Source organism: Mycobacterium sp. 663a-19 (assembly GCF_035616495.1).
Classification (GTDB): domain Bacteria; phylum Actinomycetota; class Actinomycetes; order Mycobacteriales; family Mycobacteriaceae; genus Mycobacterium.
On sequence record NZ_JAPJAV010000004.1, the window covers coordinates 60,988 to 73,861 of the forward strand.

A 12,874-nucleotide genomic window follows, 5' to 3' on the forward strand; every position below is an offset into this window, starting at 1 on the left:
CGGCCGCTCAACCGGTCACCCGCCGGCGCAGGTCGTCGTCCAGGCCCACCCGCACCAGCGCGGCGGCCAGGCGCGCGTTGGCGCGCGGCGCCAGCGCTGCCAGCTTCGCGGCGTCGGCCGGCAAGCCCAGTTGCTTCGCCGCGGCGGTGGCGCGGTCGTCGAAGTACGGGCGCACCCAGGTCCAGGCGTCCTGCACCTCGCGCAGGTAGATGTCGGCGCCGGTGTCGCCGATTCCCTTGAACTTCTTGAGCATGCGCTTCGCCTCGCCGGCGTCGTGCCCGCTGCGGGCGGCGAGTTCGCGCAGATCCCCGCCGTACTCGTCGCGCACCCGCTCGGCCATGCCGGTGAGCCGGGTGGCCGAGCTCTCGTCGTAGCGCACGTAGTGGGCGCGGCCGAACGCGCTGATCATGGTGCGCCGGTCGGAGGCCAGGACGGCCTTCGGGGTCCGCGGGCCGGCCTTGAAAAGCTCGCGGGCCGCGCGCATGGCGGTGGTGGCGTCGATCGGCTTGCTGGCCAGCATGCACAGCACCAGCAACTGGAACAGCGGCATCGGTTTGTCGTTGACCCGGATGCCGGCCTCGGCGGCGTACGTCGTCCCGGCGACGTCGAGAAGCCGCCGCGCCAGCCGCTTGTCCATACCGGCCCGCGTACCCGCGCCGTTCCCGGGCAAACCGGGCTGCCCGCCGCGGCTATTTGGGGGGCAGGCCGCGCGCGTAGCCGACTCCGCGGGCCACCCAACCCTGAAGCTGGCGCTTGGTTTTCACGCCTTCGCTGTCGACGCGCAACCAGCCGCGGGCCGGTCGGCCCGCCATCACCATCGGGCTGACGTGGGCGCGGTCGGCCAGCTTGTCGCCGTCGTCCGGCGGCACCCGCACCAGCAGGCCGCCCTGCCCGCTGGCGGCCACCGACATGTTGCCGTTGATCAGGAAGGCGAGGCCGCCGAACATGCGTTTTTCCTCGACGCCGCGCTCGGAGCCGAGCAGTTCGCGAATCCGGTTGGCCAGATCCTCGTCGTAGGCCATGATCCGCGTCAGTCCAGGTCGACGCGGATGGTGAGCAGGTCGGTGCCCATCGTCCGCACCCCGACGCCGTTGAGCCGCGGCAGGCTGCGCAGCCGCTGCCGTGGGTCGTCGTCGGGCAGCAGGTGCGCGGTTCCGGTTCGCCACTGGCCGTCGATGCGCACCCGCACCGCGGGGTTGGCCTTGATGTTGTAGACGTAGTCCGAATGCTCGCCGTGCTCGGAGACCATCCAGAACTGGTTGTCCACCACGCTTCCGCCGACCGCGGTGCGCCGTGGTTGTCCGGACTTGCGGCCGGTGGTCTCGAGCATGGTGACCGGCAATTGCCGGCCGATCGGATTGACCACCAGCCGCTGCATGCGATGCACTATCTGCCGTTTCAGATCCCGAATGTCAGCCATACCTGCCGATTCTGCCGCAGACGAGAACGGCCACCCCCATGGCTTGGGGGTGGCCGTCAACGTCAGCCTTTAGCTGCCCGGTCCTGCTCCGGTACCTGTTCCGGCCCCTGCCCCGGTTCCGAACCCGGCCCCGGCTCCCTCGGGGCCCGTGTACACGTGGAATTGACCGTCGGTCGTGAAGACACCCCACGCGTTTACCGCGGGGTTGTACACGACCGGAAGGTTGTTCTCACCGTTGTACGTCCAGGTCGCCGGAAGCCCGTAGCCGACCGGGTCGTTGTAGTGCCCCGGCGGTGGCGCGCCGCGCTGACCCGGCGGAAGGGGAGTGCCCGGATTGTTGCAGTTCACGCCCGGTCCACCGTTACAAATCGGCTGCCCCGGGAAATTCGGCCCCGGCACATTCGGGCCCTGGCCCGGCACATTCGGGCCGGGCACGTTCGGGCCCGGCACCGGCCCCGGCACATTCGGCCCATTCGGGCCGGCCTGCGCCAGCCCGGCACCGATTCCGAGCGCCGCAGATCCCAGAGACCCTGCAATAGCGGCACTAGCAGCAATTCTGTTCAACCTCATGAATGAACTCCTTATCGAGCCGTTCGGCCGCCGTCCGGCGGCCTCACGGCGCTGATTTGTTGTTCGTCACCCGCGTCTTTGCTGACACGGGCAGAGGTGAAACCCCCCGGCCGGTCCTCCCTCTGCACCGGGGCGTACCCGGGCCCGGGGGAAGCTGAAACATGTTCGCTGTGAGCCGGGCGGCGTCAGGCCGCGACGGTCGCCGCCTCGGCCGCGGGCTCCAGCGCCTGCGCGACGATCTCACCGACGTCGGTCATCGGCTTCACGGTCAGCGCCTCGAGCACCTCGGCGGGCACGTCATCCAGGTCGGGCTCGTTGCGCGCCGGGATGAAAACCGTTGACAGGCCGGCCCTTTGGGCGGCCAGCAGCTTCTGCTTCACCCCGCCGATCGGCAGCACCCGGCCGTTCAGCGTGACCTCCCCGGTCATGCCGACGTCGGAGCGGACGTGGCGCCCGGTGGCCATCGACACCAGCGCGGTGACCATGGTCACACCGGCCGACGGGCCGTCCTTGGGCACCGCTCCGGCCGGCACGTGCACGTGGATGCGCCGGTCCAGCGCCTTGGGGTCGACGCCCAGCTCAGACGCGTGCGAGCGCACGTAGGACAGCGCGATCTGCGCCGACTCCTTCATCACGTCACCCAGCTGACCGGTGAGCTGGAGGCCCGGCTCACCGTCGGTCGCGCCCGCTTCGATGTAGAGCACGTCGCCGCCCAGGCCGGTGACGGCCAGGCCGGTGGCCACGCCGGGCACCGCGGTGCGTTCGGCCGACTCGGGCGTGAACCGCGGCCGGCCCAGGTAGCCGACGAGGTCGGCCTCGTCGACGACGATGCGGGCCCTCGGCTCGCCGTCCTCGGCGAGCTTGGTCGCCACCTTGCGCAGCGCCTTGGCCAGCAGCCGCTCGAACTGCCGGACCCCGGGCTCGCGGGTGTAGTCGGCGGCGATCCTGCGCAGCGCGGCGTCGGTGACCGTGACCTCGTCGTCGCTCAGCGCGGCCCGCTCGCGCTGCCGGGGCAGCAGGTAGTCGCGGGCGATGGCGACCTTGTCGTCCTCGGTGTAGCCGTCCAGCTCCACCAGCTCCATCCGGTCCAGCAGCGCCGACGGGATGTTCTCGATGACGTTGGCGGTGGCCAGGAACACCACATCGGACAGGTCGAGGTCCAGATCCAGGTAGTGGTCGCGGAACGTGTGGTTTTGCGCCGGGTCGAGCACCTCTAGCAGCGCCGCGCTCGGGTCGCCGCGGTAGTCGGAGCCGACCTTATCGATTTCGTCAAGCAGCACAACGGGATTCATCGATCCCGCCTCGCCGATCGCGCGCACGATCCGGCCGGGCAGCGCCCCGACGTAGGTGCGCCGGTGCCCGCGGATCTCGGCCTCGTCGCGCACGCCGCCCAGCGCGACGCGCACGAACTTGCGACCCAGCGCCCGGGCCACGCTCTCGCCCAGCGACGTCTTGCCGACGCCGGGGGGACCGGCCAGCACCATCACCGCGCCGGAGCCGCGGCCCCCGACGACCTGCAGCCCGCGCTGCGCGCGGCGGGTCCGCACGGCCAGGTATTCGACGATGCGGTCCTTGACGTCGTCCAGGCCGTGGTGGTCGGCGTCCAGGATGTCCCGCGCCGCCCTCAGGTCGGTCGAGTCCTCGGTCCTGACGTTCCAGGGCAGGTCCAGCACGGTGTCCAGCCAGGTGCGGATCCAGCCGCTTTCCGGGCTCTGGTCGCTGGCGCGTTCCAGCTTGCCGACCTCGCGCAGCGCGGCCTCGCGCACCTTCTCGGGCAGGTCGGCGGCCTCGACGCGGGCCCGGTAGTCGTCGGACCCGTCCGGCTCGCCCTCACCGAGCTCCTTGCGGATCGCGGCCAGCTGCTGGCGCAGCAGGAACTCCTTCTGCGTCTTCTCCATGCCCTCGCGGACGTCCTCGGCGATCTTGTCGTTGACCTCGACCTCGGCCAGGTGGTCGCCGGTCCAGTCGATCAGCACGCGCAGCCGCTCGGCGACATCCACCGTCTCCAGCAGTTGCCGCTTCTGCACCTCGGTCAAATACGACGCGTAGCCGGACGTGTCCGCCAGCGCCGACGGGTCGGTCAGGCTGTTGACGTAGTCGACGATCTGCCAGGCCTCGCGGCGTTGCAGCATGGCCAGCAGCAGCTTCTTGTACTCGGCGGCCAGCGCCCTGACCTCGTCGGTCGGCTCGCCCTCGGTGACCTCGGTCACCTCGACCCACAGCGCCGGGCCCGGTCCGCTTGCCCCGGCCCCGATCTGGGCCCTGCGCTCACCCCGCACCACCGCGGCGGTGCCGCCACCGGCGATGCGTCCCACCTGCAGGATCTTGGCGATCACGCCGTGCGACGGGTACCGGTCCTCGAGCCGGGGGGCGATCAGCAGCTGCCCCGACTCGCTGGCCCGGGCGGCGTCGATGGCAGCCCGCGCGGCGTCGTCCAGGGCGATCGGCACGACCATGCCGGGTAAAACGATGGTGTCGGTGACGAACAGCACCGGCACCGATTTGGCTTGGGACACTCATCCTCCAAAGATTTAGTCTGTTGCGCTCAACCTTTGGGGGACGTGGTTTGTTCCCGCCGGGGACTGCGGGCCGGCTTTCCCGGCGTCAGTCCGGCAGCTCGACGGGGCCCAGCCGCCGCAGCTGCGTGACGTGCGCGGGCGAAAGCTCTTCCAGGCAGGTGACGCCCAGCAGCTGCATCGTCCGGATCAGCCCGGTCTGCAGGATTTCGATGGCGCGGGCCACGCCCGCCTCGCCGCCGGCCATCAGCCCGTACAGGTAGGCCCGCCCGACCAGCGTGCAGCGCGCCCCCAGCGCGATCGCCGCGACGATGTCGGCGCCCGACATGATGCCGGTGTCCAGCAGGATCTCGGTGTCCTTGCGGAGCTCGCGCGCGACCGTGGGCAGCAGGTGGAACGGCACCGGGGCCCGATCCAGTTGGCGGCCACCGTGATTGGACAACACGATGCCGTCGACGCCACGCTCGACGACGGCGCGGGCGTCGTCGAGGGTCTGGATGCCCTTCACGACGAGCTTTCCGGGCCACCGGGCCTTGATCCAGTCCAGGTCGTCGAAGGTGAGGCTGGGGTCGAACATCGTGCTCAGATACTCGCCGACGGTGCCGGACCAGCGATCCAGCGACGCGAACGCCAGCGGCTCGGTGGTCAGCAGGTCAAACCACCACTTCGGGTGCGGCACCGCGTCGAGCACGGTTCGCAGGGTCAGCGTCGGCGGGATCGTCATCCCGTTGCGGTTGTCGCGCAACCGCGCCCCGGAGACCGGCACGTCGACGGTGACCAGCAGGGTGTCGAAGCCCGCGTCGGCCGCGCGCCGCACCAGCGCCATCGAGCGCTCGCGGTCGCGCCACATGTACAGCTGAAACCATTTCCGCCCCTGGGGAACCGCGGTCACCAGGTCCTCGATCGCGCAGGTGCCCAGCGTGGACAGGGAGAACGGGATCCCGGCCCGGGCCGCCGCCCGCGCCCCGGCGATCTCGCCCTCGGTGTGCATCAGGCGGGTGAATCCGGTCGGCGCGATCCCGAACGGCAGGACAACGGGCTGGCCCAGCACGTTCCAGCCGGCGGTCACGTTGCTGACGTCGCGCAGGATCGTCGGGTGAAACTCGATGTCGCGGAACGCTTGTCGGGCACGCCGCAGCGACAGCTCGTCCTCGGCGGCGCCGTCGGCGTAGTCGAACGCCGCCTTGGGGGTGCGCCGCTTGGCGATCCGTCGCAGGTCCTCGACGGTGAACGCGGCGTCGAGGCGGCGCTCGGTCGAATCGAGCCGAGGTCGCTTGAATTTGAGCAACGGTGCCAGATCGCGCACTTTGGGCACTCGCCGCTTGACCGCCATCTGTGCAACCGTAGTGGAATGACGTCGGCGGCCGACCCCTTCGACCTGAAGCGTTTCGTCGACGCGCAGGCCCCGGTCTACCGCGGCGTCGTCGACGAGTTGCGCGACGGCCGCAAGCGCGCTCATTGGATGTGGTTCGTGTTCCCGCAACTGCGCGGGCTGGGCAGCAGCCCGATGGCGGCTCACTACGGCATCGGCTCCCTCGAGGAGGCCCGCGCCTACCTGCGCCACGAGGTGCTCGGGCCGCGACTGCACGAGTGCACCCAACTGGTCAACGGGGTGCGGGGCCGTTCGATCGGGGAGATCTTCGGCTCGCCCGACGACCTCAAGCTGCGTTCGTCGATGACGCTGTTCGTCCGCGCCACCGACGACAACGGGGACTTTGTCGCGCTGCTCGAGAAGTACTACGACGGCGAGCAGGATCCGCTGACCGTGGCGCGGCTGACCCGTTAGGCGGGGCGCAGGATGCGCCAGCCGTTGGGCTCGACGACCACCGTCTCGACGACGTCCTGGGGCGGGGCCGCCGAGCCGGCGACCACCTCGGCCGGCGCCGGGCCCAGCTCGGACAGGGTCAGCCGCAGCGGGTCGTCGTCGATGTTGAGCGCGACCAGCAGCGCGTCGTCGCCGCTGCGGGTCGCGTAGACGTAGCGCCGGTTTTCCAGCCGCAGCGCGGTGGTCGTCGCCGAATGCAGCCACGGGTGCCGGCGCCGCAGCCCGACGAGGTAGCGGTGCAGCTCCCACACTTCGGCCCCGAATGCGTCCAATGGCGCTGGGGGAGAGCCGAACTCGGGGCGCACCGCGTCGTCCCCGCCGTATCGCTCTTCCTTGACACCGCGAAAGCCGAACTCGTCGCCGGCGTAGATGCTCGGCACGCCGCCGACCGTCAGCAGCAGCACCAGCGCGTGGGCCAGGTGGGCGGGGTTTTCCAGCCGGCTGGCGATGCGGGTGACGTCGTGATTGCCGATGAAGGTCAGCGGGGCGAAGCCGGCGAGAAAGGTGTTGTGCCGCTGCAACGCCCAGTCCAGCTCGAAGAAGTTGGCGTCGTTGAGGCTGCTCCAGATCGCCTTCCACAGCTCGTACTGGGTGGCCGAATCGAACCCGGCCGCGTCGACCACCGCCGCGTAGTCGCCATGGATGAGCTCGCCGACGAACCAGGCGTCCGGATGCTGTTCGCGGACCCTCGGCAATACCGCGGCCCAAAATTCCTGCGGCACAATGTAAGCGGCGTCCAGTCGCCAGCCGTCGGCGCCGCGGCGCAGCCAGTGCGCCATGACGTCCGCGGTGTAGGCGACGACCTCGGGGTTGGCGTGGTTGAGGGTGACGAGCTCGGAGTGGCCCTCGAAGGTATCCCCGCTGAACCAACCGGGTGTGGCCTCTCGGTAGCGGGGGAAGTCCACGCCGACGTGGTTGAACACGCCGTCGAGCAGGATCCGCAACCCGCGGCGGCGCGCCTCGGTGACGAGATGGTCGAAGTCGGAATCGTCGCCGAGGCGCGGGTCGATGCGGTAGTGATCGGTGGTGTCGTAACCGTGTGTGCGCGAGGCGAAGATGGGGCCCAGCGCGATCCCCGATGCCCCCAGCGCGATGGCGTGGTCGAACCAATCGACGAGACGGCGCAGCCGGTGCTCGCCGGGACCCGGCGGCCCCGATCCCTCAGGCGCCGGGAACGCGCCGACGAAACCCAGGGGATAGACCTGCCACCAGATCGCGTGTGCGACCCAAGCCGGGGTCATGAACGAGTCACGTCGCGGCGATCAGCCGACCGCGGCCAGCGTCTGCGACGCGGTAATCGCTTGTGCCACACCGGCGACGATCGCCGCGGCCTTCAACGCCTCCAGGATGGTCTCCCGGCTCACCCCGGCCTCCCGCAGCGTGTGCTCGTGGGCGACCACGCAGTGCGAGCACCCGTTGATCGATGACACCGCGAAGCACCAGAGTTCGAAATTAGCCTTGTCCACACCCGGATTGGCGACGACGTTCATCCGCAGCCCGGCGCGCAGGTCGTCGTAGGCGCCGTCGAGGAAGCCGCGACCGCGGTAGAAGACGTTGTTCATGCCCATGATCGACGCGGCCGCCAGCGCCGCCTGGTACGCCTCGGCGGACAGGTTCTCGGCGGCGTCGGCGCCAATCTCGGTCAGCACCTGGGTGTTTCGCGTCGCCGCCGCGCTGGCCAGCAGGGTGCCCCAGAGCTGCTCGGCGTCCAGGACGGTGCTGCGGGTGATCGAGGAGAGGTTGAGCCTGAGATCCTTCGCGTACTCCGGCAGCGCGGCCTTGAGAGTCTCTATAGTCATCTCGCTTCTTTCAGTCGGGTCGCGACCGGGCCTAAGCAGAAGCCTTGAGCAGCTCGCCGGCGTCCAGCGTCGGGTCGCCCTTGCGCCAGTTGCAGGCGCACAGCTCGTCGGACTGCAGGGCGTCCAGCACCCGCAGCACCTCGTCCACGTTACGCCCCACGGATCCCGCGGTCGCCGATACGAATTGGATCTCGTTGTTCGGGTCGACGAGGAAGGTCACCCGGTCCGCGACGCCCTCGTCGTTGAGCACACCCGTGGCCTGGACCAGTTCCCGCTTGATGTCGGAGAGCATCGGGAAGGGCAACCGCTTGAGGTCCTCGTGCTGCGCGCGCCACTGGAAGTGCACGAACTCGCTGTCGATCGAGACGCCCAGGATTTGCGCGTCGCGATCCTCGAACTCGTCGTTCAGCTTGCCGAACGCCGCGATCTCGGTGGGGCACACGAAGGTGAAGTCCTTGGGCCAGAAGAAGACCACGCGCCACTTGCCGGGGTGGTCGTCGCTGGTGATCGTGGTGAAGTAGTCGCCCGGTTGCTTGGCGTCCACCTTCGACAGGTCGCCGCCGATCAGCGCGGTGAGCCGGTACGCGGGGAATTGGTCGCCGATTGTCAGCAGTGCCATGTCCATTCCTTATCTGGATCTACTCAAGATTAGCCTTCTGCACCCATGATGCCGGGAATCCAGTCAGAAGTAAAAGTGATATTTCGCACTATACTTATTGGCATGCCCAATAAGAGTTATCAGCCCACCATCGCCGGGCTGCGCGCCTTCGTCGCGGTCGCCGAGAAGCAGCACTTCGGCAGCGCCGCAACGACTCTCGGCGTGAGCCAGTCGACGCTGTCGCAGGCGTTGGCGGCGCTGGAGGCCGGCGTCGGCACCCGCCTCATCGAGCGATCGACGCGGCGGGTCCGCGTCACGACCGAGGGCATGCAACTCCTGCCGTTCGCCCAAGCCGTCGCCGAGGCGGTGGAGGCCTTCGCCGGCGCCGCGGCGGGGGCAGCGGACCCGCTGCACGGCACCATGCGACTGGGGATGATCCCCACCGTGGCGCCCTACGTGCTGCCGGCGGTGCTGGCCGGCCTGGCGCGTCGCCTGCCCGCGCTCACGCTGCGCGTGGTGGAGGACCAGACCGAACGACTGCTGGCGGCGCTGCGCGACGGGGCACTGGACGCGGCGCTGATCGCGCTGCCCGCCGATGCCCCCGGGGTCACCGAGATACCGATCTACGAAGAGGATTTCCTGCTCGCGGTCCCGCCGGGGCATCCGCTTTCCGGCCGGCACCGGGTGCCGGCCGCGGCGTTGGCGCGGCTGCCGTTGCTCCTGCTGGACGAGGGGCACTGCCTGCGCGATCAGGCCCTCGACGTCTGCAAGAAGGCGGGCGTGCGCGCCGAGCTCGCCGACACCCGGGCCGCATCGCTGGCGACCGCCGTGCAGTGCGTGACCGGCGGGCTGGGCGTGACCCTGATCCCGCAGAGCGCGGTGGCGGTGGAGGCCGCGCGCGGCGGGCTCGGGCTCGCGCGGTTCGCGACTCCCCGCCCCGGCCGGCGGATCGGCCTGGTGTTCCGCTCCTCGAGCGGGCGCGACGAACCCTATCGGCGGCTCGCCGGCATCATCGGCGAGTCGGTCGGCGGCGAGCACAAGGTCCGCCTGGTCACGTAGGGGTTGATCACCTAGCGGCGCTGTGCAGGTTGGGTGTGAATCGTTGGCTTTGGGTGTGAATCGTTGGCTTTGGGTGTGAGCTGAGGGCGTCGAAATCGCGAAATCCCCGCTGTGGGCTCACTCTCAAAGCCGTAGCTTCACGCCGAAAGCCCTAACGTCACACTCAATTAGTAGGCGGCGGCCTGATCGCCCAGCGGCCCTGTAGGTTCAGCCCATGGAGAAGGTCATCGCGGTACTCATGCGCGCCGACGCCGACGACGAGTGGTGCGCCCGGCAACGGGGCCCGGTCGCCGATGCGCTGCTGGGGCTGGGCGTGCCGGGGCTGGCCGTCAACGTCCGTGACGGCGCGGTGCGGCACTCGTTGATGACGCTGACGACGCTGGACCCGCCGGTCGCCGCGGTCGTCAGCCTGTGGACCCAGCAGTGCTACGGCGAGCAGACGGCGGCGGCGCTGGACCTGCTCGCCAGGGAATGTGAGCTGCTGGGCGCCTACCTGGTGACGGAGTCGGTCCCGCTGCCCGGACCGGCCGTCCAATCCGGCGCTCGCACACCGGGTTTGGCCAACATTGCGCTGCTGCGCCGGCCGGCCACCCTCGACCAGGAGACCTGGCTGACCCGCTGGCAGCGCGACCACACGTCGGTGGCCATCGAGACCCAGTCGACGTTCGGCTACACCCAGAACTGGGTGGTACGCACGCTCACCGAAGGCGCGCCGGGAATCGCCGGCATCGTCGAGGAGTTGTTCCCCGCGGAGGCAATCACCGACCTGAAGGCGTTCTTCGGCGCCGCGGACGACGCCGACCTGCAGGACCGCCTGAGCCGGATGGTCGCCAGCACAACCGCATTTGGCGCCAACGAGAACATCGACACCGTGCCGACCAGCCGGTACGTGTTCCGGTCGCCCTTCACAGGACAGGACAGCGCATGACGACACTCGACGACGCGGTGGCGCTGGCGGCGGCCGAAAGCGGCCTGGCGGTGGTGTCCACCGTTCGTGCCGACGGCACCGTGCAGGCTTCGTTGGTCAACGTCGGCCTGTTGCCGCACCCGGCCACCGGCCGGCCGTCGCTCGGCTTCACCACGTACGGCAAGGTCAAACTCGCCAACCTCCGGGCCCGGCCGCAGCTGGCGGTCACGTTTCGCAACGGTTGGCAGTGGGCCACCGTCGAGGGCCGCGCCGAGTTGGCCGGGCAAGACGACGCGCAGCCCTGGCTGACGGACGCCGACCGGTTGCGGTTGCTGCTGCGCGAGGTCTTCACCGCGGCGGGCGGCACGCACGACAACTGGGACGAGTACGACCGGGTGATGGCCGACGAGCGGCGCGCCGTGGTGCTGATCGAACCGACCCGCGTCTACAGCAACGGGTAATCCACCAATAGGCTGCAGCCGTGATTCTGCGGATCGACGACGACAAACGGGTGCGCACCCTGACCCTGAACCGGCCCGAGGCGCTCAACGCGTTCAACGAAGCCCTCTACGACACCACGGCCGACGCCCTGTTGGCCGCCGCCGACGATCCCGACGTCGCCGTCGTGTTGTTGACCGGTGCCGGGCGCGGCTTCAGCGCCGGCACCGACCTCGCCGAGATGCAGGCGCGGATCACCGACCCCGGTTTCACCCCGGGAAAGCACGGCTTCACCGGGTTGATCGACGCGCTCAGCGCGTTTCCGAAGCCACTGATCTGCGCGGTGAACGGCGTCGGGGTGGGGATCGGCGCCACGATCCTCGGCTACGCCGACCTGGCGTTCATGTCCTCCACCGCGCGGCTGAAATGCCCGTTCACCAGCCTGGGCGTCGCCCCCGAGGCGGCTTCGTCATACCTGCTGCCGCAGCTGGTGGGCCGGCAGAACGCCGCCTGGCTGCTGATGTCGTCGGAATGGGTCGACGCCGACGAGGCGTTGCGGATGGGCCTGGTCTGGCGGGTGTGCGAGCCGGACGACCTGCTGCCCGAGGCCCGTCGGCACGCCGAAATCCTTGCCGCCAAGCCGATTTCGAGCCTGATGGCCGTCAAGCACACGATGGTCGAACCCGTCCGCCCGGACATCGCGGCGGCCAGCGCGCGGGAAAACGCTCACTTTGCCGAGCTGATGGGCGCGCAAGCCAACGCGGCGGCGCTGGCCGATTTCAACAAAAGAGGCTGAGCGGCAACTCGCTACGGCGCGGGCTCCAATTGGCGCGCCGCGGCGATGATCGCGCGCAGCGTCTGCCTGCAGCGCCCGCAGTCGGCGCCGGCCCCGCACGCGGCGGCGACCTCCTTCGACGTGCACGCGCCCCGCGCTACCGCGTCGGACACCATGTGATTGGTGGCCCCGACACAGAGGCATACGTACATCAGCGCACCCTCCCCACGCGGGCGAAAGCCGAACGAACAAGCCTCATATTAGTGGAGTCTAACCTAAGAAGATTAGTGGAGTCTAACCTAACCATGGGTGACCTAAGTCATGCCCGGCACCGACCCAGCGACCCACTGAGCGCAGCCAAACCTTGCTGGAAGATTCGAAATCGGCGTGGCAAAGTGCTGCTGGTAACCCCCGGCAGGATGTGCCTCGGCCCGGCCCACCTCCCGGCGGCCCGACGTGACAGCCCCCTTCGACCGTAGGAGCGATCATGCAAGGCGACCCGGATGTTTTGCGCCTGCTCAACGAGCAGCTGACCAGCGAGCTCACCGCCATCAACCAGTACTTCCTGCATTCCAAGATGCAGGACAACTGGGGCTTCACCGAGCTCGCCGAGCACACCCGCGCCGAGTCCTTCGACGAGATGCGCCACGCAGAGGAGATCACCGATCGCATCCTGTTGCTCGACGGGCTGCCGAACTATCAGCGCCTCTTCTCGCTGCGCATCGGCCAGACGCTGCGCGAGCAGTTCGAGGCCGACCTGGCCATCGAATACGAGGTGATGGACCGGCTCAAGCCGGGCATCATCATGTGCCGGGAGAAGCAGGACAGCACCAGCGCCATCCTGCTGGAGAAGATCGTGGCCGACGAGGAAAAGCACATCGACTACCTGGAGACGCAGCTGGAGTTGATGGAGAAGCTGGGCGAGGAGCTGTACTCGGCCCAATGCGTCTCGCGCCCGCCTAGCTGA

At 69.4% G+C, this 12,874-nt stretch carries 15 protein-coding genes; 6 read left to right on the plus strand and 9 right to left on the minus strand.

Annotated features, from left to right (window positions below):
• Positions 1-7: 7 nt before the first annotated feature.
• The 5 genes from OQ968_RS08890 to OQ968_RS08910 all read right to left on the minus strand — a co-directional run bounded on the left by OQ968_RS08890 (position 8) and on the right by OQ968_RS08910 (position 5,839).
• A complete protein-coding gene (locus OQ968_RS08890; RefSeq protein WP_324676800.1) occupies positions 8-637 on the minus strand; it encodes an endonuclease in 630 nt (209 codons plus the stop codon).
• Positions 638-689: 52 nt separating this feature from the next.
• On the minus strand, positions 690-1,022 hold the full coding sequence (locus OQ968_RS08895) for a TfoX/Sxy family protein (RefSeq protein ID WP_324676802.1): 333 nt from the start codon (positions 1,020-1,022) through the stop codon (positions 690-692).
• Between the two features lie 8 nt (positions 1,023-1,030).
• Positions 1,031-1,420, minus strand: a complete 390-nt coding sequence (locus tag OQ968_RS08900) for a nitroreductase family deazaflavin-dependent oxidoreductase (RefSeq protein ID WP_324676804.1) — start codon at positions 1,418-1,420, stop codon at positions 1,031-1,033.
• Between the two features lie 755 nt (positions 1,421-2,175).
• On the minus strand, positions 2,176-4,506 hold the full coding sequence (gene lon / locus OQ968_RS08905) for an endopeptidase La (protein WP_324676806.1): 2,331 nt from the start codon (positions 4,504-4,506) through the stop codon (positions 2,176-2,178).
• Between the two features lie 88 nt (positions 4,507-4,594).
• Positions 4,595-5,839: an alpha-hydroxy acid oxidase gene (locus OQ968_RS08910; RefSeq protein ID WP_324676808.1), complete on the minus strand. Its 1,245-nt coding sequence runs from the start codon at positions 5,837-5,839 to the stop codon at positions 4,595-4,597.
• A gap of 18 nt (positions 5,840-5,857) precedes the next feature.
• Here OQ968_RS08910 and OQ968_RS08915 point away from each other — a divergent pair, with 18 nt between their 5' ends.
• Positions 5,858-6,292, plus strand: coding sequence for a DUF1810 domain-containing protein (locus OQ968_RS08915; RefSeq protein WP_324676810.1), 435 nt, complete (start codon positions 5,858-5,860; stop codon positions 6,290-6,292).
• On the opposite strand, the gene OQ968_RS08920 is transcribed toward OQ968_RS08915, so the two are convergent.
• The 3 genes from OQ968_RS08920 to OQ968_RS08930 are packed head-to-tail and all read right to left on the minus strand — an operon-like array spanning position 6,289 to position 8,749.
• Complete coding sequence (locus tag OQ968_RS08920; protein ID WP_324676812.1) at positions 6,289-7,572, minus strand: alpha-amylase family glycosyl hydrolase; 1,284 nt, start codon at positions 7,570-7,572, stop codon at positions 6,289-6,291. The genes OQ968_RS08915 and OQ968_RS08920 overlap by 4 nt on opposite strands.
• A 21-nt stretch (positions 7,573-7,593) precedes the next feature.
• The gene (locus OQ968_RS08925) at positions 7,594-8,130 is read right to left on the minus strand and encodes an alkyl hydroperoxide reductase (RefSeq protein ID WP_324676814.1); all 537 of its coding nucleotides are present in this window, start codon (positions 8,128-8,130) and stop codon (positions 7,594-7,596) included.
• Positions 8,131-8,161: 31 nt separating this feature from the next.
• Positions 8,162-8,749 carry a peroxiredoxin gene (locus tag OQ968_RS08930; protein WP_324676816.1) on the minus strand — a complete coding sequence of 196 codons (588 nt, stop codon included), beginning with the start codon at positions 8,747-8,749 and terminating at the stop codon, positions 8,162-8,164.
• Positions 8,750-8,851: 102 nt separating this feature from the next.
• On the opposite strand from OQ968_RS08930, the gene OQ968_RS08935 reads away from it, so the two are divergent.
• The 4 genes from OQ968_RS08935 to OQ968_RS08950 all read left to right on the plus strand — a co-directional run bounded on the left by OQ968_RS08935 (position 8,852) and on the right by OQ968_RS08950 (position 11,928).
• Complete coding sequence (locus tag OQ968_RS08935; protein ID WP_324676818.1) at positions 8,852-9,787, plus strand: hydrogen peroxide-inducible genes activator; 936 nt, start codon at positions 8,852-8,854, stop codon at positions 9,785-9,787.
• Positions 9,788-10,001: 214 nt separating this feature from the next.
• Complete coding sequence (locus OQ968_RS08940; protein WP_324676820.1) at positions 10,002-10,715, plus strand: hypothetical protein; 714 nt, start codon at positions 10,002-10,004, stop codon at positions 10,713-10,715.
• A complete protein-coding gene (locus OQ968_RS08945) occupies positions 10,712-11,155 on the plus strand; it encodes a PPOX class F420-dependent oxidoreductase (protein ID WP_324676822.1) in 444 nt (147 codons plus the stop codon). The genes OQ968_RS08940 and OQ968_RS08945 overlap by 4 nt, the downstream gene beginning before the upstream one ends.
• 20 nt (positions 11,156-11,175) lie before the next feature.
• Positions 11,176-11,928, plus strand: a complete 753-nt coding sequence (locus OQ968_RS08950; protein ID WP_324676824.1) for an enoyl-CoA hydratase/isomerase family protein — start codon at positions 11,176-11,178, stop codon at positions 11,926-11,928.
• An 11-nt stretch (positions 11,929-11,939) separates the two neighbouring features.
• Here OQ968_RS08950 and OQ968_RS08955 read toward each other — a convergent pair whose 3' ends face one another.
• Entirely contained in the window at positions 11,940-12,119 is a 180-nt protein-coding gene (locus tag OQ968_RS08955; protein ID WP_324676826.1) for a (2Fe-2S)-binding protein, read from the minus strand.
• 275 nt (positions 12,120-12,394) lie between these two features.
• On the opposite strand from OQ968_RS08955, the gene bfr reads away from it, so the two are divergent.
• Positions 12,395-12,874 carry a bacterioferritin gene (gene bfr, locus OQ968_RS08960; protein ID WP_324676828.1) on the plus strand — a complete coding sequence of 160 codons (480 nt, stop codon included), beginning with the start codon at positions 12,395-12,397 and terminating at the stop codon, positions 12,872-12,874.